22 protein-coding genes are annotated in these 21,790 nt (G+C 69.1%); 13 read left to right on the forward strand and 9 right to left on the reverse strand.

What is annotated here, in order from left to right; all coding sequences use genetic code 11:
• Positions 1–69: 69 nt before the first annotated feature.
• Positions 70–426, forward strand: coding sequence for a hypothetical protein (locus N0A24_00670; GenBank protein ID MCS7171924.1), 357 nt, complete (start codon positions 70–72; stop codon positions 424–426).
• Here the strand turns inward: N0A24_00670 and N0A24_00675 are convergent.
• Together N0A24_00675 and N0A24_00680 are read right to left on the reverse strand one after the other, a co-directional pair.
• A complete protein-coding gene (locus tag N0A24_00675; protein ID MCS7171925.1) occupies positions 420–1,121 on the reverse strand; it encodes a glycosyltransferase in 702 nt (233 codons plus the stop codon). The two genes, N0A24_00670 and N0A24_00675, sit on opposite strands and share 7 nt — an antisense overlap.
• A complete protein-coding gene (locus N0A24_00680) occupies positions 1,114–1,848 on the reverse strand; it encodes a DUF2334 domain-containing protein (protein ID MCS7171926.1) in 735 nt (244 codons plus the stop codon). Before N0A24_00680 ends, N0A24_00675 begins: the two co-directional genes overlap by 8 nt.
• A gap of 85 nt (positions 1,849–1,933) precedes the next feature.
• Here N0A24_00680 and rpe point away from each other — a divergent pair, with 85 nt between their 5' ends.
• Positions 1,934–2,608 (forward strand): ribulose-phosphate 3-epimerase, encoded by a 675-nt coding sequence (gene rpe, locus N0A24_00685; protein MCS7171927.1) that lies wholly within the window; start codon positions 1,934–1,936, stop codon positions 2,606–2,608.
• A gap of 5 nt (positions 2,609–2,613) precedes the next feature.
• On the opposite strand, the gene N0A24_00690 is transcribed toward rpe, so the two are convergent.
• Positions 2,614–3,291: a TAXI family TRAP transporter solute-binding subunit gene (locus tag N0A24_00690; GenBank protein MCS7171928.1), complete on the reverse strand. Its 678-nt coding sequence runs from the start codon at positions 3,289–3,291 to the stop codon at positions 2,614–2,616.
• Positions 3,292–3,673: 382 nt separating this feature from the next.
• Between N0A24_00690 and N0A24_00695 the strand changes: the two genes are divergently transcribed.
• Complete coding sequence (locus N0A24_00695; GenBank protein ID MCS7171929.1) at positions 3,674–5,425, forward strand: hypothetical protein; 1,752 nt, start codon at positions 3,674–3,676, stop codon at positions 5,423–5,425.
• Between the two features lie 3 nt (positions 5,426–5,428).
• Here the strand turns inward: N0A24_00695 and tadA are convergent, their stop codons facing one another.
• Positions 5,429–5,866: a tRNA adenosine(34) deaminase TadA gene (gene tadA / locus N0A24_00700; protein ID MCS7171930.1), complete on the reverse strand. Its 438-nt coding sequence runs from the start codon at positions 5,864–5,866 to the stop codon at positions 5,429–5,431.
• Between the two features lie 14 nt (positions 5,867–5,880).
• The gene (locus N0A24_00705) at positions 5,881–6,600 is read right to left on the reverse strand and encodes a uracil-DNA glycosylase (protein ID MCS7171931.1); all 720 of its coding nucleotides are present in this window, start codon (positions 6,598–6,600) and stop codon (positions 5,881–5,883) included.
• Between the two features lie 72 nt (positions 6,601–6,672).
• On the opposite strand from N0A24_00705, the gene N0A24_00710 reads away from it, so the two are divergent.
• Positions 6,673–8,628, forward strand: coding sequence for an acetate--CoA ligase (locus N0A24_00710; protein ID MCS7171932.1), 1,956 nt, complete (start codon positions 6,673–6,675; stop codon positions 8,626–8,628).
• A 2-nt stretch (positions 8,629–8,630) separates the two neighbouring features.
• Here the strand turns inward: N0A24_00710 and N0A24_00715 are convergent, their stop codons facing one another.
• Positions 8,631–9,527, reverse strand: a complete 897-nt coding sequence (locus N0A24_00715) for a GGDEF domain-containing response regulator (protein MCS7171933.1) — start codon at positions 9,525–9,527, stop codon at positions 8,631–8,633.
• Between the two features lie 15 nt (positions 9,528–9,542).
• On the reverse strand, positions 9,543–10,106 hold the full coding sequence (locus tag N0A24_00720; GenBank protein ID MCS7171934.1) for an SPOR domain-containing protein: 564 nt from the start codon (positions 10,104–10,106) through the stop codon (positions 9,543–9,545).
• Positions 10,107–10,234: 128 nt separating this feature from the next.
• On the opposite strand from N0A24_00720, the gene N0A24_00725 reads away from it, so the two are divergent.
• Both N0A24_00725 and N0A24_00730 read left to right on the forward strand, forming a co-directional pair.
• Positions 10,235–10,627 carry a hypothetical protein gene (locus N0A24_00725; protein MCS7171935.1) on the forward strand — a complete coding sequence of 131 codons (393 nt, stop codon included), beginning with the start codon at positions 10,235–10,237 and terminating at the stop codon, positions 10,625–10,627.
• A gap of 59 nt (positions 10,628–10,686) precedes the next feature.
• Entirely contained in the window at positions 10,687–11,145 is a 459-nt protein-coding gene (locus N0A24_00730) for a M23 family metallopeptidase (protein MCS7171936.1), read from the forward strand.
• Here N0A24_00730 and N0A24_00735 read toward each other — a convergent pair.
• Positions 11,142–12,125, reverse strand: a complete 984-nt coding sequence (locus N0A24_00735; protein ID MCS7171937.1) for a uroporphyrinogen decarboxylase — start codon at positions 12,123–12,125, stop codon at positions 11,142–11,144. The genes N0A24_00730 and N0A24_00735 overlap by 4 nt on opposite strands.
• Before the next feature lie 117 nt (positions 12,126–12,242).
• On the opposite strand from N0A24_00735, the gene N0A24_00740 reads away from it, so the two are divergent.
• The 5 genes from N0A24_00740 to N0A24_00760 all read left to right on the forward strand — a co-directional run bounded on the left by N0A24_00740 (position 12,243) and on the right by N0A24_00760 (position 19,453).
• Positions 12,243–13,322 carry an extracellular solute-binding protein gene (locus N0A24_00740; GenBank protein MCS7171938.1) on the forward strand — a complete coding sequence of 360 codons (1,080 nt, stop codon included), beginning with the start codon at positions 12,243–12,245 and terminating at the stop codon, positions 13,320–13,322.
• Between the two features lie 36 nt (positions 13,323–13,358).
• Positions 13,359–15,104, forward strand: a complete 1,746-nt coding sequence (locus N0A24_00745; GenBank protein ID MCS7171939.1) for an iron ABC transporter permease — start codon at positions 13,359–13,361, stop codon at positions 15,102–15,104.
• 85 nt (positions 15,105–15,189) lie between these two features.
• Positions 15,190–16,725, forward strand: coding sequence for an ABC transporter substrate-binding protein (locus N0A24_00750; protein ID MCS7171940.1), 1,536 nt, complete (start codon positions 15,190–15,192; stop codon positions 16,723–16,725).
• A 23-nt stretch (positions 16,726–16,748) separates the two neighbouring features.
• Entirely contained in the window at positions 16,749–18,275 is a 1,527-nt protein-coding gene (locus N0A24_00755) for a hypothetical protein (protein MCS7171941.1), read from the forward strand.
• Between the two features lie 47 nt (positions 18,276–18,322).
• A complete protein-coding gene (locus N0A24_00760) occupies positions 18,323–19,453 on the forward strand; it encodes a citrate synthase (GenBank protein ID MCS7171942.1) in 1,131 nt (376 codons plus the stop codon).
• On the opposite strand, the gene N0A24_00765 is transcribed toward N0A24_00760, so the two are convergent.
• Entirely contained in the window at positions 19,450–19,932 is a 483-nt protein-coding gene (locus tag N0A24_00765) for a GNAT family N-acetyltransferase (GenBank protein ID MCS7171943.1), read from the reverse strand. The genes N0A24_00760 and N0A24_00765 overlap by 4 nt on opposite strands.
• Positions 19,933–20,059: 127 nt before the next feature.
• Between N0A24_00765 and N0A24_00770 the strand changes: the two genes are divergently transcribed.
• A complete protein-coding gene (locus N0A24_00770; GenBank protein ID MCS7171944.1) occupies positions 20,060–20,971 on the forward strand; it encodes a translation initiation factor eIF-2B in 912 nt (303 codons plus the stop codon).
• Positions 20,968–21,768: an inositol monophosphatase gene (locus N0A24_00775; GenBank protein ID MCS7171945.1), complete on the forward strand. Its 801-nt coding sequence runs from the start codon at positions 20,968–20,970 to the stop codon at positions 21,766–21,768. Before N0A24_00770 ends, N0A24_00775 begins: the two co-directional genes overlap by 4 nt.
• The last annotated feature ends 22 nt before the right edge of the window (positions 21,769–21,790 follow it).

Genomic DNA, 21,790 nt, shown 5'->3' on the forward strand with positions numbered 1-21,790 from the left:
AGGCGAACCGAGCTTCCCCCTCTATCCTCCCGGAGTCCACACCTTCTGTCCACGCCCTATCCTGGGGGTGTGGATCTCCTCCTCATCGTGCCGGACCGGAGGCTGCGGTCGCTGCTGTTGGCGCAGCTCGGAGAAGAGGGCTACGGGGTGGCCGCGGTCCCCACCGTCCGGCACGGCCGCCTCCTCCTGCGCGAGGGCCTTCGCCCGAGGCTGGTGGTGCTGGACCTCACGGCGCTGCAGGAGCCGGACGAGACTATCCTGCGCCTGAAGGAGGAAGCGCAGGCCCCCATTCTGGCCCTTGGGGGTGCGGTGGAACGGGCGCAGGCAGGGCGGTTGGGGCTGGAGATGCTCCCCCGTCCGTTCACCGTCGCGCAGCTCATAGCCCGAATCCGGGCCCGGTTCCCACCTCAGGCGTCCACTCAGTAGGGCCACCGGCGTCCGATTCCCACGTGGGCCAGGGCCCACCGGAAGAACACCACCAGCACACCCAGGCGGAGGGGAAGGGCCCGCAGCCGACGCGGGGATGTGTAGATGGCCTCTTCCGTCACGTGCCCGACCCGGATCCCGCCCCGCTGCAGCCGCTGGAGGAACTCCAGGTCTTCCGCGATCTGCAGCTGCGCGTCCAGCATCCCGAAGTGGTTGAACAGATCGCGGGCGCAGTAGAACATCTGGGCCCGGATGCCGAACAGGCGCTTCCCGAACTCCAGGAGGGCAAAAAAGCCCCGGTCCACGGGGTCCAGGGAGTCCGCGAGCACCGCGATGCTGCCCGCCTGCTCGCCGGCCGCGGCGCGACGGGCAAGGGCATCCAGGAGCCCCGGGCTCATGCGGGAATCCGCGTCGAGGAAGACCACCCATCGGCCCCGCGCCGCGGCCACTCCCAGGTTCTTCGCCCGGGATCGCCCGGGTTGGGGTTCCCGGATGAGCCGTAGGGAGAGGTGCGGATGCTCCCTCGCGAAGGCGGACACCACCTCCGCGGTGCGATCCCGCGAGCCGTTGTCCACCACCACCACCTCCACCCGGTCGAGGGGGTAATCCTGATCCAGCACGGATCGGAGGGCTCCCTGGATGTAGGCCTCCTCGTCCCGGGCGGGGATGACGATGGAGAACTCCGGTTCAGGCATCGAGGAGGGCTCCGTAGGTGGTGGGACGTCGCCCGCGGAGGAGGCGGGCCAGCTGCGCCAGCCGGACGCGCGCCACGGATGAGCGAGGCGCGTCCTGAGGGTGGAAGAAGGCGGTGACGCACGGAAACCGCAGCCACGCGAGGGCAAGCCCCACCCAACACCCGAGCCCCACCAGGGCCTCGTGTATCCCTCCCGTACCCACGTGTCCGAACCAAGGAAGGAGCCGCCGGCGGCCCGTCTGGACCTCCAGCAGAGTGCTCATCCCCAGAAGGTACCGGAAACCCAGGCGCCGCAGCACCTCCGGGAGCTCCCGGGTGGCGAGCCACCCGGGCGGACAGAACCCCTGTACCGGAATTCCCAGCTCCTCCAGCGCCCAGCGCCCGGCCCGGATCCGGGCCTCCATCTCATCCTGCGGGAGGCTTGCGAACTCCGCGTCCCGGGGAGCGAAACACCGCCCCCGCCATCGGGTGGCCCAGCTCCCCCGCAGGGGTCCCGCGATCCGGTGGGTGTAGCCGTGCAGCACCACCTCCGAACCCCGCTCCCTCTCCTCCCGCAGCAGCCGGACCAGATCGGGATGATCCGCCAGCCGCGTACTCCCGCCCTCATGGGGGATCACCAGGAGCACCCGGGGAAAGGCTCCGAAACCGTCCAGGGCCCGCAGGAGCCAGCGCACACCCGCCTGCTGCGAGGGACACACGTCGTGAACGCAGACCACCACCCACGCCACGGAAACTGAAACCTATGGTACACTGCTCGCGACGCGTGCAGCAAAGCCCGGGCGCAGGAGCTCCCGGGTGGGACGGAGGTGGCGGGTGGTCCGGATCGCACCCTCCATCATCGCCGCGGATTTCTGGCGGCTGGGGGAGGAGGTGAGCCGCGCGGAGGCGGGCGGTGCGGACCTGCTCCACGTGGATGTGATGGACGGCCACTTCGCCCCCAACCTCACCGTGGGCCCCCTCGTGGTGGAGGCCCTCCGCCGCCATACCCACCTACCCCTGGACGTACACCTCATGCTGGCGGATCCCGACCGGTTCCTGGAGGCGTTCTGGGAAGCGGGGGCGTGGGGGCTCACGGTGCACGTGGAGGCGTGCCCGCACCTGCACCGCACAGTGAGCCGGATCCGGAAGCTGGGCCTGCGGGCGGGCGTGGCCCTCAACCCTGCCACCCCCCTCTGGGTCCTGGAGGAGATCCTTCCTGAGGTGGATCTGGTGCTGGTGATGAGTGTGAATCCGGGATTCTCCGGTCAGGCCTTCCTCCCCGCAAGCCTGGAGAAGGTGCGGCGGCTGCGGGCCCTGGTGGAAGCCCGGGGGCTATCCGTGGACATCGAGGTGGACGGAGGGATCCACCCGGGGAACGCCCGGGCCCTGGTGGAGGCAGGTGCCACCATCCTCGTGGCCGCCTCCGCGGTATTCGGGCCGGGCAAGGACCCCGCGGTTACCGTCCGGGCCCTCCGGGAGGCTGCTACGGGATCCACCATTCCCCGCTGAGTGGCTCAGAACCCCCGGACGTTCTTCTCCCGATAGTAGCGGATGGCCCCGGGATGGAACGGGATGGGGGTACGGCCCGCGATCCGCAGGAGGCTGATGTTCTTCGCCTCCGCGTGTACCGTCTCCAGCTCCCGCTTACGCTCGAAGAGCAGCTTGGTGATCTCGTAGGCGAGCTCCTCGGGAAAGTCCTTATGCACCACCAGAAGGTTCGCCACGATCACGGTGGGCACGTCCCGATCCATCCCCGGATAGACGATGCGGGAGATCACGCCCCGGGCGTATAGGTTGCCGTACTCCCTTTGCAGGGTCTCCAGAACCGGATCAAGGGGCACCAGGCGCACCCGGATCCCGGGGGAACTGGCGAGATCCAGCACCGCGGGGGTAGGGAGCCCCCCGCTCCAGAAGAAGGCGTCGATCTTCCGATCCCGCAGGGCATCCGCGCTAGGTGCTACGCCCAGCCGCTCCTTGCGAATGTCCCGGTCTGGATCCAGACCCGCGGCCCGGAGGATGCGCAGGGCCGTGACCTCCGTGCCGCTCCCCGGGGAGCCCACGGAGACGCGCTTGCCCCGCAGGTCCGCCACGGTGCTGATCCCGGTTCCCTCCAAGGTTACCAGGTGGTTGTAGTTGTCGTAGAAGGGGCGCGAGCACCCGGATGGGAATGGGGGCTCCCCGGAAGTCCGCAAGCCCCCTCCACGCGTCGTAGGCGGTGTCGTTGAGGGTGAAGGCGATGTCCGCGCGCTTGGCGCCAATCAGGCGCATGTTGTCCACCGAGGCGCTGGTGACCTCCGCGGTGGCCTGAACGCCCGGAATGTGCTGGGAGATGAGCCGGGCAAGTCCGCCGCCCAGTACGAAGTACACCCCACCGGTCCCGCCCGTGGCGATGGAGATCCGGCGCATGGTGGGGCCGGAGATCGCCGTGCCCGCGAGCAGGAACGCCACCAGGACCGTACTTCCCAGCCGTATTCCCCGTCTGGTCCGCATGGTCCTCTCCCTCCTCCGATTCAAGTTTCTTCTTCGGACCCACCGCGCCCTCCTCCCTCGTTGCGCCGCGGGCGGGGGTGACCCATGATGAATCTGTTTCGAGGTGATGGCGTGGTGCGAAGGGGAATCCTGGTTGGGCTCGCGGTCCTGACGGTGGCGGGGTCGGTGGCGGCCCACCCTGAGGGGGAGATCTTTCCCGTGGAGCGCATCCGGCCCGGGATGCGGGGAATAGGGCGCACGGTGGTCTCGGGTACCCGGGTGGAGGAGTTCGCGTTTGAGGTGCTGGGGGTGACCCGAGGTCCTGGGTTCCCGCTCGTGCTGTTCCGAGCTTTCGGCCCCCTCATCCGGCGGTCCGGCGGGATCGCCGCGGGGATGAGCGGGAGCCCCATGTACCTCCAGGGGCGGATCGCGGGGGCGCTCTCCTACGGATATGCCTCCGCGGGGCCCGACAGCGACCTCGGCCTATTCACGCCTATCGGGGCCATGCTGGAGGTGCTCCAAAGGGACATCATACCCCATGGCCCCGTCGTCCTGGATCGACCCGTGCGGATTGGGGGCCGCACGGTGCGCTCCGTGGTCCTGGTGGAAGACCCCTTTGCGGCGCGTCGGATCAATGCCGCAGGCGGGCCGGTGGCGGCCATGACGCCCGTGGTCACCCCGCTCCTGGTCTCCGGTATAGATGGGCAGGCCCTCCGGATGCTCCAGCAGGCCCTGGAATCCTACCCCGTGCTTCCGGTCCAGGCTCCGGTGAAGTCCCGTGTGTTCGAGACGCCGCTGGTGCCGGGCAGCGCCATCGGGGTGGCCCTCGTACAGGGAGATGTCTCCATCGCGGCCATCGGCACCCTCACATACCGGAGGGGTCGTCGCTTCCTGGCCTTCGGCCACCCCGTGCTCGGCATGGGGGAGGCCCGTTACCTCCTCACCCCTGCCTACGTGCACACCGTGGTCCGCAGCACGGTCCTGCCCTTCAAGCTGGGAGATCTGGGGACCGTGGTGGGCGTGGTGCGTCAGGATCGGCGGGCCGCCATCGGAGGAGAGATCGGCGTCGTCCCTCCCGTGTTCTCCGTGCAGGTCACCACCACGGATGTGGAAAGCGGGCGGTCCCGCACCCTGCGCATGCAGGTGGTGTCGAGGCGGGATCTCGCCCGGCTCCTGGTGCCTTCCGTGGTGCTGAGCGCCGTCCAGCGGGGGTGGGATGCCGGGGGAGAGGGGACCGCGGAGGTCACCGTACGCATCCGGGGGGTCGGGCTTCCGCGGGAGGCGGTGCGCGCCCACGTGGTCTACAGCCCCACGAACGCGCCTGCCGCGGTACTCCCCGATGTCTCCGGGGCCCTGCGCTTGGTGTTTCGACCCGATGACGCGGTGCGGCCCGTGGATCTGCGCCTGGAGGTGAAGCTCACCCGGGCGGCCCGCACCGCGACCCTGGTGGATGTGGAGGCGCCGGAGCGCACGGTCGCGGTAGGAGAGACCCTCCGGGTGAAGCTGCTCCTTCGGCCTACGGGGGGTCGGCCGGAGGAGCGCACCGCGGAACTCCCAATCCCCCCGGACTTCCCCCGGGGGAGCGCCCGGCTCGTGGTGACCCCCGCAGGGCTCCTCGCGGGGACCGGCCCGCAGCCTGAGGGGCCTAGCTTCGAGCGTCTGGAGGAGGAGGTCACGGCGTTCGAGACCCTTGGCCGCAACACGGACGTGGTCGTGCAGCTCCTCCCCGCGGACACCCCACCCGCCCAGAATCCGGCCCGCCGGTTTTTCCAGCTCCAGCGCTACCCCTCCGAGTTGGTGCGCACACCGTGGGCGGTTGGGGGGGAGGCGGTCATGCTTCCCATCACCGTGCGGTAGGGATCACCGCGGCCTGCGCAGACCGCCGAAGAACGCCTGAAGGAGCTGGGCCGCCTCCTCCGCCAGGACCCCGGGGATGACCTCCACCCGGTGGTTCAGGCGGGGGTCCTCGCAGATGCGGAAGAGGCTCCGCACCGCGCCGCTTTTCGGGCTCCCCGCGCCGTACACCAGTCGGGCAACGCGGGCCAGGACGATGGCTCCCGCGCACATGGCGCACGGCTCCACGGTGACCGCGAGCGTGCAGCCCTCCAGCCGCCACGAGCCCAGAAATCTCGCGGCCTCCCGGAGCGCCAGGATCTCCGCGTGGGCCGTGGGGTCCCGCAGACTCTCCCGGCGATCATGGGCCCGGGCAAGGATGCGGCCATCGCGTGCCACCACGCACCCCACGGGCACCTCCCCGTAGGCGGCCGCCCGCCGAGCCTCCAGGAGGGCCTCCCGCATCAGCGCCTCGTCCGTCACGTCTCCTCCACCAGGGCGCGGGCTTGGGCAAAGATCCCATCCAGCATCCGCTCCGTAAGCCGGCCCGTGTTGGTGTTCTGCCGGCTCGGATGATAGGTACACAGCACCGCGGGCACGGGCCGGCCCAGAACCTCTCCCCCGAACCGGTAGAGGGCGCCGTGGGCGAACTGAGGCCGCGGGCGGGGGAGAGAAACCCCCAACCGGCCGTACAGGCGCAGAACGGTCCAGAAGGCCACCTGCCCCAGGGCTACCACCACCCGAACCCGTGGCAGCAGCCGAAACTCCCGCTCGAAAAAGGGAAAACATCTGTCGAACTCCTCCGGGAGTGGCCGGTTCCGGGGCGGTGCGCACCGTACCGCGGCGGTGAGGTAGGCGTCCCGGAGGCGCAGCCCGTCCTGGCGATGAAGGCTATGGGGCTGGTTCGCGAACCCCGCCCGGTACAGGGCCCGCAGAAGCCAAACGGAAGCCCCGTTGGGCAGATCCCCCGTGAACATCCTCCCTGTCCGATTGGCGCCGTGGGCCGCGGGTGCAAGTCCCACCACCAGCAGCCGCGCCCGGGGGTCCCCGAACCCGGGAACCGGCCTCGCCCAGTACGTCCATCCCGGATAGGCCCTCGGGCCGTGGGCCACCGCCTCCCGGTGGGCCACGAGGCGCGGGCACCGGCAGCAGGCGACGATCTCCTCTGCCAGGCGTTCCAGGGAATCCACGGGATCCATGGTAGCGCCCCGCCTTCCGGACGAGGAGGAGAGCGCCTGAGGACGGGGAAAACCTGAGGGGAGGTGGTCGGGTTGGGGACTTCCGTGCTGGGACGGGAGATCGTCTGGCGGCCCACCCAGGAGGTGGTGGAGCGGAGCCGCCTCCACCGGTTCCTACAGGCGCACGGGTTCACCAGCTACGAGGAACTCTACCGACGGAGCATCGAGGACCTCACGTGGTTCTGGAATGCGGCGCTGGCGGAGATGCGCGTGGAGTGGTACCAACCCTACGCGGAGGTGCTGGACACCTCCCGGGGGATTGCGTGGCCCCGCTGGTTCGTAGCGGGCAAGCTGAACCTGGTGCACAACTGCGTGGACAAGCATCGCGCCAGCCCCCTCGCGGGGAAGATCGCCCTGCGGTGGGAAGGTGAGGGCGGGGAGGTCCGAACCCTCACCTATCGGGAGCTCTACAGGGAGGTGTGCCGGGCGGGCTGGGCCCTGCGGCAGCTGGGCGTGGGTCGGGGCGACCGGGTGGCCCTCTACCTCCCCATGATCCCGGAGGTGGCGGTGGTCGCTCTGGCGTGCGCGAAGATCGGCGCGGTCTTTACCCCGATCTTCTCCGGATTCGGATCGGAGGCTCTGGCGGCCCGGATCCAGGACTGCGAGGCGAAGGTCCTCGTCACCGCGGATGGTTTCCTCCGGCGAGGCCAGCGGGTTCGGATGCTGCCGGTGGCGGACGAGGCCGCGCGGCGGTGCCCGAGCGTGCAGCATCTTCTCGTGGTCCGGCGCCTCGGCGAGGCGGAGGGATGGCAGACGGGCCGGGACGTGTGGTGGCACGAGGCCACCTCCGACGCACCCGAGGACGTCCCCACGGAGATCATGGACAGCGAGGATCCCTTCATGATCATCTACACCTCGGGCACCACGGGCCGCCCCAAGGGGACCGTGCACGTGCACGCGGGCTTCCCCATCAAGGCGGCTCAGGACATGGCCTTTCACTTCGATGTCCAGGAAGACGATGTGATGTTCTGGCTCACGGACATGGGGTGGATGATGGGGCCGTGGGAGGTCTTTGGGATCCTCTCCCTCGGCGCCACCTTGGTGCTCTACGAAGGGGCGGTGGACCACCCCCATCCGGGTCGGCTGTGGGAGATCGTGGATCGGCACCGGGTGAGCATCCTGGGGTTGGCCCCCACCGCGGTGCGGGCCCTCCTGCGGTACGGCGAGGAACCCGTGCGCAAAGCGGATCTCGGTTCCCTGCGGATCCTGGGCTCCACCGGGGAGCCGTGGAACCCGGAGCCGTACCTCTGGTACTTCCACCACGTGGGAAGAGGCCGCTGTCCCATCATCAACTACTCGGGAGGGACCGAGGTCTCGGGAGGGATCGTGGCGGGCACGGTGATCCACCCGTGCCGGCCATGCGCGTTCACCGGACCGTGTCTGGGGATCGCCGCGGACATCTATGACCCGGAGGGCCGTCCCGTGGGCCCGGGGGAGGTTGGGGAACTGGTGGTCACCAAGCCCTGGCCCGGGATGACCCGGGGGTTTTGGCGGGACCCCCAGCGGTACCTGGAGACCTACTGGTCCCGGTGGCCCGGAGTATGGGTGCATGGGGACTGGGCGGTGCGGGACGTGGATGGGTTCTGGTACATCCTGGGGCGATCCGACGACACCATCAAGGTGGCCGGGAAGAGGGTGGGCCCCGCGGAGGTGGAATCCGCCCTCACCGCGCACCCTGCGGTGAGCGAGGCCGCGGCCATCGGGGTACCGCATCCGCTCAAGGGCGAGGCGGTGGTTTGCTTCGTGGTCCTTCGGCCCGGGTACGAACCCACGGACCCGCTGCGGGAGGAGCTGCGGAGGGAGGTGGCGGACCGACTCGGGAAAGCGCTCATCCCCGAAGAGATTCGGTTCGCGCGGGAACTCCCCAGAACCCGCAACGCCAAGATCATGCGGCGGGTGATCCGGGCCGCCTACCTGGGACAGGATCCAGGAGATCTCTCGGGCCTGGAGAACCCGCAGGCGGTGGAGGAGATCCGGCAGGCCCGCTAGGCCTATACGGCTTGCCGGAGGGTCCGCTCTGCCGCCAGCAGAGGATCCTCCTCTCCCTCCGAGGTCGCCCACCCCACCTGCAGCGAGACCCGGAGATCCGGGTGCTCCGGGAGCCGCAGGTGGGAGGCGGCCAGGCGGATCTGATCCGCGACCCGCTCGGTCCGCTCCCGGGTGGTGCCCGGGAGCAGCAGGACAAACCGATCCCGCTCCAGACGGGCCACGGTGTCCGTCTTGCGGACGTGCTCCCGCAAGAGCCGGGCCACCTCCTGCACCAGCCTGTCGCCCAAGCGGGCCCCGTAGGCCGCGTAGATTCCCGCCAGGTTGCGAAGATCCACCCGGATCACCCCAAGCCGCTCCCCGAACCGCCGGCTGCGGGCCACGGCGGAGCGGTAGACCTGCTGGAATGCCTCGGCGGTCAGCAGGCCCGTGAGGAAATCCCGCTGGGCCTGCGGAGACGTTCCGGTTTCCCAGAGGAGGCGGTGACGGGCAAGGGCATGGTTCAGAAGGAGCAGAACCTCCGCGGTGGGTTGATCCGCAGGCAGGTAGTCATCCGCACCGGTCCGAAGCGCCTCCGCGAGGAGATCCCGCTGGCCCTCCTCCCCCACCACCAGGATGGGTGTGCCGCGGTAGGCGCGGAGGGTGGCCACAAGATCGGAAGGGCGGACAGCGAGCCCTCCCACGGTGATCAGGATGAGCTCGTAGTCCTCGAAGCGTACCAGCTCCAGGGCTTCCTCCACATCCGCCGTGGTCCGCAGGGTCCAGAGGGTACCCAGCGCCTCCTCCCACCCTGGGGGTAGCGCGTGGCCGATCACCAGGACGTGCCGCCTCTCGCCCGGCGGGGAGACGGAGAGGCGGGGAGGATGTAGGAGTTTGCTCAGCTTTCTCGTCCACCGATCCATTCTGAGATCCCCCGGCTAGGGCTCCGGTAGGAGCCGTACCTCGAACCCGTCCGCCCGTACCCGCCGCGCCACCTCCCCGGCCACGCGCTCCGGCACGTGGTGCACCACCAGGGTGTAGACCTGCACGGTCAGGGGATCCACCACCGCCACAAACCCGTACCGCTGCACCTGTCGGCGCCTCATCTCGGCCTCAGGAGCCGTGCGGAAGGTGCCGGACCGGACCCGGTAGACGGCCCCCGCCCGCACCACCTCGGAGGGGATCCCGAGGGAACTCAGCAGCACCGCCCGCTGCTCCGCCGCGGACCGGGAGGGAAGGGGGACGGAGAGAACGTGGTACCCGGCTACCCGTGTCCGCACTCCCACCCGTCCCACAATCCCGTAGGCGCGGCGCAACAGGTCCGCGAAGGCCTCCACCCGGGAGAGGTCGGGGACAGGACCGAACAGGATCCGGTAATACCGCGGCGCGGGCATCCCCCCAGGGACGGTGGCCTGCGCACGGATGAGCGGGATCCGCACCGTATCGCCGGAAATTGGGATCCACGAAACGAAGAGCAAGATCGCGGCCACCCACACCGCCACGGGCTTCTCCGGACGGTTTTAACGGTTTTATTCGCTCCGGGCGCGGCCACCCCCTCTTCCGGGAGTTCACATGCCCGTGACGGGAAAGGGTGGTACACTGAGCGTGCAGGCCTGTGCGGAGGCGGAGTATGCAGACCCGGGCAAAGGTGTGGATGGCGGTAGGGGGAGGCCTTGTGTTTGCGGTCGGGGTCCTCGTGGGAGCTTTGTGGGCCCGGATGGGTACCCCACCGGCGATGGTCCCCGCCTCCCTCGTCCAGGCCCCCATGCTCCAGGAGCTCGTCCCCATCCCCGGCCCGGGCCGCCAGCTCCCCGGTCAGCAGCCCCAGCCGGGTCAGGGCTCCCAGGAGTGCGAGACGAAGGTCTATCTCTTCTACAACGGCCGGTTCTACGAGATGCGGCCCGGCCCCGGGTGGGACCGCAACGGGCTTCCCTCCGGGCCTCAGGAGTTTTACCCCCTGCAGCCCGCACCCGGCCCAGGTCCCCTCACGCCCCGCCCCCCCGTACCGGGGCAGCGCTTTTAGGCCCTGGCATGGAAGTTGCTTGAGCCATGCCCTGACACCCGTTCCATGCGGGAAGGGCCATGCGGTTCTGGGTAGGCCGAACGACTTTGGGATGCGTGCTCCTGGCGCTCCTCGCCTCGCAGGCGTCCGGGCAGTCCCTGTGGCTTCCGGTGGTCGGCACCATCGCCTCCGGCTACGGCTGGCGCACAGACCCCTTCGGGGAAGGGTGGAAGGTCCACTGGGGGCTGGACATCGCGGCCCCGGAAGGCGCTCCCGTGGCCGCGCGGGCGGAGGGAACCGTGGTGTTCGCTGGGTGGGCAGGGGCGTACGGGCTAGTGGTGGTGCTGGCCCACGGACAGGACTGGCACACCCTCTACGCCCACCTCAGAACTCTCCACGTGCGGCCCGGCGACCGCGTGCGGGGCGGGGCCATCCTCGGAGAGGTGGGTTCCACGGGCCGGAGCACCGGTCCTCACCTGCACTTCGAGGTGCGTTACCGGGGATTCCCCGTGGACCCACTTCCTTACCTGCGACGCTAGGACCCCCTGGCTCGAACTGCCTGAACCACGGCCTGGAGGTTGGCCTCCGGAGCATCCACGGGGATCACGCATCCAGGGGCCACCACATGGCCGATCCCGCCCGTCTGGGAGAGGGCATCCCGAACCTCCGCCGCGATCTCCTCCGGGGAACGGTCCGCAAAGGACCGCTCATCAATCCCGCCCACGAGACCGAGCGTGGTACGGCTCCGAGCCTCCTGGAGGGAGGGAGGCGTGCGGCGGTCGTGCCAGTTGATCGCGTGCACGGGGTAGTCCGCGAGGAGATCGAAGTATACCCCCTCCCCGTGCAGGTGCAGGATCAGGATCTCCGCGGAGGCTGTGGCTTCCAGTACCCGCAGATCGTAGGGCCGGCCGAAGACCTCGTACTCCTCCTGGGAGACCGCTTCTGCGCAGGCCATCTGGGTGGCAAAGAAAATCCCGTCGGCACCGGCTGCAAGGCACTCCGCGGCGAACCGGGCGGTGACGTCCGCGATGATCTCCAGGCCCACGTGCAGGGCGTCTGGGTCCTCCCGGAGGTAGCGCACCACTGCTTGGTTTCCCGACAGGGTGCGGGCCACCGTGAGGGGGCTAAAGACCGTGGCCAGCACGGGCACTTCCCGGTCCACCGCCTCCCGAATGTGCTTCAAGGCCCGCAGCTCCCGGCCGTAGGCACCCGCGGTCACGTCCAGGGACCGCAGGTGCCGCCAGTCCGCGGCCTTCTGGATGGGGCGGTCAAGGTAGGTGCGCACGCCCTCCCGGTTGGGCCGGTAGGCCGCCCGCAGCCCCCAGTCCTCCCCGTAATAGCCGCTTGCGGGGGTGACCTTCAGGAGGTCAAACCGGAACCGCTCCCAGAACGCCACATGGGCCCGCGCGAGGGACTCCGCCCGCTGGTCCTCGCCGGGAAAGTGCCGCCACAGGGCCACGGGCGGAGGATCCACCCGTTGCCTCCGGAGCGCGGCAAGCACCCGTTCCCGTGGACGCATGGTACAAAAAACCATAATTAAACCCGATGGGGGATTCCTCCTCCCCGTTGATGTCCGAGGCCCGAGATTGTACAGTCAAAGCACCTTTGTGCGGAAGATCTGCTGAGGGGGTGTGCCATGCAGGGGCGGGCAGAGGTCAGACTTCGCCTCGCCGGGTTCGTGCTGGTCGGGGCGGTGGTGGCCTATGGGATCCTCGGAGGGCTCGCATGGGCTGCACCCGCAGACCGGGCTATGGAGTGGACGCGGGTGGTGGAGGCGGCCAAGCGGGAGGGTCGCCTCGTGGTGTACGACGCGTTCGGGGGCGCGGTCCCCACGGTGCAGTACGCCGCGGAGCGGTTCGAGGCCACCTACGGGATCAAGGTGGAGGTGGCCGTCATGCGGGCGAGCGAGTCCATCGAGCGTATCCGGGTGGAGCAGCGGGCAGGGCGTCCCCTCGCGGATCTGGTGACGGTGGGGCCCTCCACGGTGCGGCCGATGATGGAGGAGGGGGTACTCCGCCCCGTCGAGTTCCTCCCCAGCGCCGTCCGCGTCTCCCCGCAGCTGCGGGCGAAGATGGAGGAGTGGGGGCTGGGGCAGCACACGCTCACCACCCTGGTGCAGCTCTATGGGATCCTGATCAACACGAACCTCGTGCGGCCCGAGGCGGAACCCCGGAGCTGGATGGACCTGCTGGACTCCCGATGGCGGGGGCAGATGATCATGGATGACCCGCGGGCTCCCGGGGGAGGATACGTGTTCTTCGCCGCAGCCTACAAGCAGCTGGGCCGCCGCTATCAGGAGGCCCTGGCGGAACAGAGACCCTTCCTCACCCGGGCCATCGCGGACGCGGCCACCCGGGTGGCCCGAGGGGAGTTTGCGGCCATGGTCCCCTTCGCCCTCGGACTCTATCCCCGGGTCCGGGGCGGTCCCGTGAAGCTCCTCATCCCGCGGGAAGGAGCACCGTACGTCCATCTTGGCTTCTCCTTCCCGGCCCGCAGCCCACATCCCAATGCGGCGCGGCTATTCGCGGAGTTCTTCCTCTCCCGGGAGATCCAGCTGCGCCTTACGCAGGACTACATCCTCCCCGCGGTGGCAGGGCTCGGCGCGCAGGCCGCGGAGGAGGTCCGGCCGTACCTCCGAGCCCGGCTGTGGGACACCATCGACGATCCCAGGCGGGACCCGGAGTGGCTGCGGCGGGCCGCGGAGATCTATCGGTAGGGTCCGGCCCCGTGACGCGGTCCTGAGGGGGGTTCGGTGGAGGGGACGCCGCTGGAGGTGAAGTCCTCCGCGCTCCAACTCGCGGGGGCGGCGCTCCGGAGGCGTGCGCAGGGGGTGGGGGGGAGGAATGTGTTCCCCATCGCCCTCGGTGGCACCGTCCTCGTGCTCGTGCTCTCCCCCGTGGGGATGCTGGTGTATGGGAGTCTGAGTACGGCTCCCCCGGGGGATGTGGGTGCCTTGAGCGGAGCGGGATTTGCAGCTCTCGGACATCCCGAGGTCCGCTCCGTGCTCTTGGAGACCCTGGTGGTGGCCTCCGGCGCGACGGCGTTGAGCCTGCTGATCGCCTCTCCCCTCTCCTGGTTCATTGCCCGGACCGACGTCCCGCTGGCGGGCCTGTGGGAGAACCTGCTGACCTTACCCCTCTTCATCCCCCCCATCCTGCTGGCGGTGGCGTGGAGCATCGCGGCCTCGCCCCGGGCAGGGCTGGTGAACCGTCTCGGGCAGCTGTTGGGCCTTCCGGCTCCCCTCGTGAACATCTACACCCGGGAAGGCCTCATCTGGTTCCTCGCCCAGTACGGGGTGGCGTTCCAGGTGAGCGTCCTCACCGGTCCCCTGCGGGCCATGGATGCCAGCCTGGAGGAGGCCGGCCGGGTAAGCGGGGCGGGACAAGGGATCGTGCTGCGGCGCATCCTGCTCCCCCTCATGTTCCCCGTGCTCTCCAACTCCGCCCTTTACGCCCTCGCCCGGGGCGTGGAGACCTTCGAAGGGCCGCTGCTGATCGGACTGCCCGGCGGGATCAAGACCTTCGCGGTATACGTCTACGAGCTCATCCACCACAGCGCCCGACCTCACTACCAGGTGGCCTCCGCCCTCGGGATCACGGCCCTGCTCCTGCTGCTCCCCCTCACGGCTCTCCAGTGGAAAGCCGTACAGGGCCAGGCTTTCTATGCCATCGGCGGGCGCGGCTACCGGCAATCCCGGCTCAGGCTCGGCCGCTGGCGGTGGGCGGCTGCGGGCCTGTGCGGGCTGTATGGTGCCGTCTCGGTCCTGTTCCCTGCCCTGGTTCTGCTCCTGGGATCCCTCTCCCGGCTGCTCGGGGTCTTCGGGGAGAACTGGTTTACCTGGGACCACTACCGCAGCCTGTTACGGGATCGCTACCTCGCCCAGGCGGTGCAGAACACCCTGGTGGTGGGGCTCGTGGGCGCTTCCGCGGTGGTGGCGCTGGGGATGGGAGTCGCTTATCTCCTGGTGCGCGGTCGAGGCCGGAGGGGGCTGCGCACCGCGGTGAACCTGGCCACGTGGGCTCCGGTGGGGGTTCCCGGTGTCCTCCTGGGTCTGGGGTTCCTGTGGGTCTTCGCGTTCCTGCCGGGTCCGTTCCGGCTCTACGGCACCATCTGGGCCCTCGTGATCGCGGACATCACCCTCTGCCTCCCTGTGGCGGTGCGCATCCTGCAGGGCGCCCTCGCCCAGCTCAATCCGGATCTGGAGGAAAGCGCCCGGGTGTGCGGAGTGGGTCCAGCACGGGCGGTGTGGGAGGTGGTGTTCCCGCTCCTGTGGCCCTCGGTGGTGGCCGCCTGGCTGCTGAGCTTCTTGATCATCCTCCGGGAGGTGAGCGCCTCCATCATGCTGGCCGCTCCCGGGAACCAGGTGCTGGCCGTGGCGCTCGTGGTGCTGGTGAACCAGGGGAGGATCGAGGAGGTGTGCGCGGTAGCCGTCCTCACCCTGATCGGGGTGGTCGGCCTGCGCAGCGTCCTCACCCGCCTCACCCCAACCCGGGTCTGAATGCAGGGACCCAACGACGGAGGACACGATGCGAACAGGGATGCAGGGGTTCGAGGAACACACAACCAATAGGAGGAGGGGAGCTATGGTACCCAGATGGCGGGTTGTAACGCTCGTCTTCGCCTGCATGGGAATGGCAGGATTCCTGGCCGCGGGTGTCCTTGCCGCCAGTCCCTCCCCCCAGCGCGGGGGTCGGCTTCGGGTCGCGGACGATCCTCCTGGGGGGCCGTTTGGGGTTCCCTGGAAGCGGGGGATCTACGGCTCCATCCCGGCTTCCGTGGTCTTCGAGGCTCCCTTCTGGGGCGACGCCCGTGGGCGCATCTTCCCGCAGTTGGTGGAGCGATGGGAGCTCTCTCCGGACCGGAAAGCGATGCTCCTGCGGATCCGCAGGGGGGTGCGCTTCCACGACGGCACGGAGCTCACCGCGGAGGCCATGCGCTTCAACCTGCAGAAGCAGATCGAAGCGCGCCGTCTGCCCGGGATCGTGCAATCCGCGGAGGTGGTGGACGCCGTCACCGTCCGACTGAACCTGGCGGAGTGGCACAATGGCCTCCCCCTGTGGTTGGACGGGCTCGGATCCACCGAGATCGTGTCTCCCCGGCACATCCAGCGGGTGGGGGAGGATCGGGCCCAGTGGGAGCCTGTGGGCACCGGTCCCTTCCGGGTGGTCCGGTACGATCCCAACGCCCTCGCGGAGTTCACCCGGTTCCCCGATTACTGGGACCGGGGGAAGCCTTACCTGGACCGCCTGGAAATGCGGTTCTTCCGGGATCAGCAGACCCTGAAGGCAGCCCTCCTGGCAGGCCAGCTGGACGTGGCCGGCTTCAGCGATCCCGTGATCATCAGCGAGCTCAAGGCTACAGGGAGGTTCCAGCTGATCACCGGCCTGCACACCGTGAACATCGCCTTGATCCCTGACAGTGCGAACGCGGACTCCCCCCTCGCCGACCGGAGGGTGCGGGAGGCGGTGTTCTCCGCCATCGACCGGGAATCCATCGCCAGGGGCTTGGGCTACGGAGTGTTCGAGGCGTGGAACCAGATTGCCCATCCCGGCCACGAGGCCGTCTTCCGGGATTCCCCGGTTCCCCCGTACGATCCTTCCCGGACCCGTCGCCTGCTCGCGGAAGCGGGCTATCCCGACGGCTTCCGCACGCGCCTCATCTTCGACCCCACCGTGGTCTCCCGGGAGATCGCCACGGCCATCCAGGGGTACCTGGAGAGGGCCGGTATTCGGGCGGAGCTGGAAATGGTGGACAGACCCCGTTTTTCGGAATACCAGCAGAAGGGGTGGCGTGGCTTTCTGATCGAGACCATGAGCTACGTGGCCAACTTCAACAGCTGGGTTGAGTTCTTCTTCACGAATCCTCCCGCACGCTATGCGAGTATGAAACGGCCACCGGAGCTGGAGAGGGCCTGGCAGGAATCCCGAACGACCCTCACCCCCCAACGGCATAAGCTGCAGCTGGTGCACCGGGTCCTGCTGCAGGACCTCACGGTGATCCCGGTGATGATCGGTCCCCGGAAGGTCTATATCGCCCAGCCCCAGGTGCGGAACACCGGACACCTGCAGGGCGGGACCTGGCCGAGGTGGAGGCCCGGGGACGCCTGGATCGCCCGGTAGGCACACGTCGGAACCAGAGCGCCATGGACCGGATGCCTGGCACGGAGCACCCCCCCTTCCAGGATCCCGACCCCGTGCACTTCGTGGACACCACCCTGCGGGACGGGCTTCAGAGCCTGTGGGCCAGTTGGATCGGCCTGGATCTGTTCCGGGAGGTGGCACCCGCCATCGACCGGGCAGGGTTCTGGGCCATGGAGGTACCCCTGAATCCCATCTTCTTCCGCAAGATGCTGCGGGATTTGCGGATCAACCCGTGGGAGGTCTGCCGGCTCGTGGGCGAGACCGTCCAGCGAACCCCCCGGGCCTGTATGGTGGGGACCCTGCTGCGCGGATTTGAGTACCGGGCGCCCAGGAGCCTCCTCCGCCTGTACCTGCGGAAGATCGCGGAGACGAAGGCCCTGAACCGTGCGCAGATGACCCCGAATCGGATGGACGAGGCCGAAATCGACTTCCCCTACATGGTTCCCCTCCTCCGGGAGCTGGGGTACCAGGTGGTGGTGGCCATCGCCTATGACGACACTCCCCGGCACACGGTCGGCTATTACGTGGAGCAGGTGCATCGGGCGCTGCGGTTCCGCGCGGACGCCATCTACCTAAAGGATTTCGGGGGAATCCTGACTCCGGAACGGGCGCGGGAGATCCTCCCCGCCATGAAGAACGCGTGCGGATCTGTCCCCTTCGAGTTGCACTCCCACTGCACCATCGGGCTGGCGGATATGACCTACGTGGAGGCCATCCGGGCAGGCGTGAGGATCCTCCACACGGGAATCCCCCCTCTCGCGAGTGGTACGGCGCAACCGAGCATCCTCCGTACCCTCCGGAACCTCCGGGCCCTCGGGGGGCGCGGCCAGGTGGATCTGGAAGAAGTCCAGGCCGCATCGAGGGCGTTGCGGAAGATCGGGACGGACCACGGGTTTCCGGAGGGGGCCCCTTCGGAGTTCGACCTCGGCTATTTCGAGCACCGGGTCCCCGGCGGGGTGCTCTCCAACCTCCGGTACCAGCTCCGGGAACTGGGGCTGGAGGACCGTCTGGAGGAGGTCCTCCAGGAGGTGGTGCAGGTCCGGAGGGAGCTGGGCTATCCCATGATGATCACCCCGTACGCCCAGATGGTGGTCACCCAGGCCGCCTTCAACGTGGCCACGGGAGGGCGTTACGAGGTGGTGCCGGATGATGTCATCCGGTTTGCCCTGGGATGGTTCGGAAAGGAATCGGGGGCGGATCAGATGGATCCCATCGTTCGGGATCGCATCCTGGGGCGCCAGCGGGCCAAAGAGATCCGGCAAACCCTGCAGCGGGAAGAGGAGGAGCGGGAGAAGGGGATCGAGGAGATCAAGCGCGAGATGGGGTACGCGTTCCGGGACGATGAGGAGTTCCTGAACGCGGTGATCTATGAGGGGTACGGACGCACGGAGAACCCGCAAGACCTCCCATCGCTGGAACGGAGCCAGATCCGGCCCCGGGAGCGACGCGTCTACGTGGAGGTCCGCCGAGGGGACGCACGGGCCCTTCTCGTGTTGTACCCTGGTCCACGCGTTGACACTCCTCCTTGAGGGATCGTATCGTCGAAGCGGAAGAATCCCCGGAAACGAGTGACGCGATGCCCCAGATCGCGAAAGGCCTGGAAGGTGTGGTGGCGGGAACCACCGCCCTGAGCTTCATCGACGGGCGGGCGGGTCGGCTTGTGTACTGCGGATACGACATCCAGGAGCTTGCCCGGAAGTCCACCTTTGAGGAAGTCTGTTTCCTCCTGTGGTACGGCCGGCTGCCGAACCGGGCGGAACTCGATGCCCTGCGGAGGGAGCTGGCGGCGCTGCGACCGCTTCCCGGGCCTGTGGGCGAGCTCCTGCGGTCGCTTCCGAAGACCCTGGATCCCCTAGACGCCCTGCGCACGGCCCTTTCCCCGCTCCTAGCCTTTGACGAGAACCCAAGGGATTCGTCCCAGGAGGCGGATCTCCGCCGGGCGAAGTGGCTCACCGCCCTCATCAGCACCGTCATCGCCACCTTCCACCGGCTGCGCATAGCCCAGGAGCCCGTGCCGCCGGATCCAGATCTCCCGCACGCCGCCAACTTCCTGTACATGTTGCAGGGTAATCGGCCCACCCCGCTGACGCAGCGGGCTATGGACGCCTACTTCGTGCTGCTCGCGGACCACGGCTACAACGCCTCCACCTTCACCGCCCGGGTCATCGCCAGCACCCTCTCCGATATGGTCTCCGCGGTCTGCGGGGCCATCGGCGCCCTCAAAGGGCCGCTCCACGGGGGGGCAGCCCAGTGGACCATGGAGATGCTGTTGGAGATCGGCTCCCTGGAAAACGTGGAGCCGTACGTCCGGCGGCTGTTCGCGGAGCACAGGCGGGTGCCCGGATTCGGACACCGGGTGTACCGGACGGAGGATCCCCGGGCCCGGGTGCTGCGGGAGCTCTCCCGTCGGGTGGGGGAGGAGACCGGTGGCCTCCTGTGGTACGAGCTGTCCGAACGCGTGGACGCCCTGGTGGCCCAGCTCCGGGGAGACCGGGAGATCTATCCCAACGTGGACTTCTACTCCGCCTCCCTGCTCTATAACCTCGGCATCCCGCCGGACCTCATGACGTGCGCCTTCGCGGCGAGCCGGGTGGCGGGCTGGACCGCGCACGTGCTCGAGCAGCAGGCGGACAACCGGCTGTATCGCCCGCTGTCGGAGTACACGGGGCCCATGGACCTCGTCTACGTTCCGCTGGAGGAGCGCTAGAGCGTTTTGCTGAAGACCTGGAGGTAGGGACGGTAGCCCATCCCCTCCCAGAAGGCGAGGGCCGCGGGGTTCTGGGGGGCTACGGTGAGCTCCACGCGCCGGATCCCTTGTGCGCGCAGCCAAGCCTCCAGCCGCTCCACCATACGACGGGCGACCCCCTGACGTCGGTAGGGCTCCCGGGTGTACACGTCCTGGATATAGCCCCGCCGGCGGTACCGGAAGAAGGAGGGAGCCAGCATCGTCCGGCCCACCGCCATCCCCGCGAGTTCCCCCGGAACCCAGGCCACCACCACGCACACGTCCTCCCGATCCAGCAGGGAGGCCACGTACGCCGCGTAGGACTGCCGCCACCCCCGGCTGAGGGCGAAGCCGGGGTCGAACTGCTCGTGGTAGCGCGCCAGCTCCCCCCACGCCTCCACGAGGTGGGGAAGGTCACGGAGGGTCGCGGGACGTACCTGCACCCGCTCCAGCTGCCGCATACCAGGCTAGTTGGGCAACCCATCCGAGAATTCCTGCCTGCCCGTCCGTGTCTTCCGGCACCCGGAAGACCGGGGTGGCGGGAGAAGCCCGCAGGAATTCCCCGGATCCCCATCGGATACTAGAGGTGTGGAGTGGGAGGAGCGGCTGCGGGACCTGGAGGGCATGGTGCGGGTCACCGCCTCGGAGATCGCCCTTGCCGCGGCGGAGGCCCTGGAAGCGTGGATAGCCGCCTGCGGGGAAGCGGATCCCCGAGCCTTCGTGGCCGCCTTGGACGGTGCCATCCAGGAGCTCCTCCAGCGCAAACCCACCTCGGCTCCCCTCATGAACCTCCACCACCGCGTGGTGCGCTTCGCGGAGGAGATGGCCCGGGAGGGGGTCCCTCTCCCGCAGATCCGGGAGGAGATCCAGGACTGGCTGCGGGGGTACCGCGCCCACATCGCCACCTCCCGGGCTCGGATCGCCCACTTCGCCGCGGAGGTCCTGGCGGACGCCCACGTGATCCTCACCATCTCCAACAGCCAGACGGTGCGGGCGGTGATCGAGGAGCTCTGGCAGCACAACCCCGAGCTGAGCGTGGTGGTGTTCGAGAGCCGGCCGTTGCTGGACGGCCGGAGGCTCGCGCAGGCCCTGGCGGAGCAGGGCATCAACACCACCCTCACCGTGGACGGCGCCATGGCCTACTACATGGACGTGGCCTCCGCGGTGGTCACGGGCGCGGAGGCCGTCTCCCTCTCCGGGTTCTTCGTGAACACCATCGGCACCCGCCCCCTCCTGCTCGTGGCCCAGGCCCAGGACGTCCCGTGCTACGTGGCCACTCAGACCATCAAGATCCTGCCGCCCCTGTGGCGGGAGAGCTTCCCCACGGTCCTGGGCTCGCCCGCGGACCTCGCGCAGGAGTGGACGCCCCCGGAATCCCTCCACCTCTCGCCGCTCCTCTTTGAGCAGATCCCGGATCGCCTGGTGACCGCCTACCTGACGGAGGAGGGGGTTACAAGCCCCCTGCGGCTCGCGACCGTGAGCCGGCCCCTGGGGATATGATCGCCTTCTCCCCCGCGGTGGATGTGGCGGTGCGCGCGGCCCGGGAGGCCGGGCACGTACTCCTGGAACACTTCCTGCGCCCCAGCCGGCCCGAAGAGGTCCGGCATAAAGGGCCCACGAGCCCCGTGACGGAGGCGGACTACGCCAGCGAGGCGTGCATCGTCTCGCGGTTACGGGAGGCCTTCCCGGAGTACGGGATTGTGGCAGAGGAAACCGGGGGCTCAGCCCCCCCGGGCGTGCCGTGCTGGTACGTGGATCCCCTGGACGGCACCACGAACTTCGTCCACCGGCTTCCCTGGTTCGCGGTCTCCATCGCCCTCACGATGGGTGAGGACGTCCAGATCGGGGTGGTCTATCACCCCATTCTGGACGAGCTCTTCGTGGCGGAGCGAGCCAAGGGCGCATGGCTCATCCGAGGGAGCCATCGGGAGCCGCTACGGGTCTCCCGGATCGGGCTGCTTGAGCGGGCCCTGGTGGCCACGGGAACCCCTCCGGACATCGGCGCGACTGGCCGCAACCTGCCCCAGATGGCCGCCCTTGCCAGGGCCGCGGAGGACCTGCGGCTCCTGGGATCCGCGGCCCTGGAGCTCGCGTCCGTGGCCGCGGGCCGCCTGGACGCCTTCTGGGAGCCGGATCTGAACCCCTGGGACGTGGCCGCGGGGGCGCTGCTGGTGCAGGAGGCGGGCGGCACGGTCACGGGGATGGACGGATCGCCCTACACGGTGTGCACGCGGGACCTGCTGGCCTCCAACGGCCTCCTGCACGAGACCATGCTGCGCCTGGTACGGGGGGCATGACCGGAGAGCGATTTGCCCGGCT

The organism is Armatimonadota bacterium (genome assembly GCA_025059775.1).
In the GTDB taxonomy this organism is placed as follows: Bacteria; Sysuimicrobiota; Sysuimicrobiia; order Sysuimicrobiales; family Sysuimicrobiaceae; genus Sysuimicrobium.

Coding starts and splice junctions, on each gene's coding strand:
- N0A24_00775 (MCS7171945.1), top strand. CDS start 20,968: ATGATCGCCTTCTCCCCCGCGGTGGATGTGGCGGTGCGCGCGGCCCGG.
- N0A24_00735 (MCS7171937.1), bottom strand. CDS start 12,125: ATGCGTCCACGGGAACGGGTGCTTGCCGCGCTCCGGAGGCAACGGGTG.
- N0A24_00705 (MCS7171931.1), bottom strand. CDS start 6,600: ATGGATCCCGTGGATTCCCTGGAACGCCTGGCAGAGGAGATCGTCGCC.
- N0A24_00750 (MCS7171940.1), top strand. CDS start 15,190: ATGGTACCCAGATGGCGGGTTGTAACGCTCGTCTTCGCCTGCATGGGA.
- N0A24_00725 (MCS7171935.1), top strand. CDS start 10,235: ATGCAGACCCGGGCAAAGGTGTGGATGGCGGTAGGGGGAGGCCTTGTG.
- N0A24_00755 (MCS7171941.1), top strand. CDS start 16,749: ATGGACCGGATGCCTGGCACGGAGCACCCCCCCTTCCAGGATCCCGAC.
- N0A24_00695 (MCS7171929.1), top strand. CDS start 3,674: ATGATGAATCTGTTTCGAGGTGATGGCGTGGTGCGAAGGGGAATCCTG.
- N0A24_00765 (MCS7171943.1), bottom strand. CDS start 19,932: ATGCGGCAGCTGGAGCGGGTGCAGGTACGTCCCGCGACCCTCCGTGAC.
- N0A24_00715 (MCS7171933.1), bottom strand. CDS start 9,527: ATGGATCGGTGGACGAGAAAGCTGAGCAAACTCCTACATCCTCCCCGC.
- N0A24_00730 (MCS7171936.1), top strand. CDS start 10,687: ATGCGGTTCTGGGTAGGCCGAACGACTTTGGGATGCGTGCTCCTGGCG.
- tadA (MCS7171930.1), bottom strand. CDS start 5,866: ATGCGGGAGGCCCTCCTGGAGGCTCGGCGGGCGGCCGCCTACGGGGAG.
- N0A24_00760 (MCS7171942.1), top strand. CDS start 18,323: ATGCCCCAGATCGCGAAAGGCCTGGAAGGTGTGGTGGCGGGAACCACC.
- N0A24_00675 (MCS7171925.1), bottom strand. CDS start 1,121: ATGCCTGAACCGGAGTTCTCCATCGTCATCCCCGCCCGGGACGAGGAG.
- N0A24_00740 (MCS7171938.1), top strand. CDS start 12,243: ATGCAGGGGCGGGCAGAGGTCAGACTTCGCCTCGCCGGGTTCGTGCTG.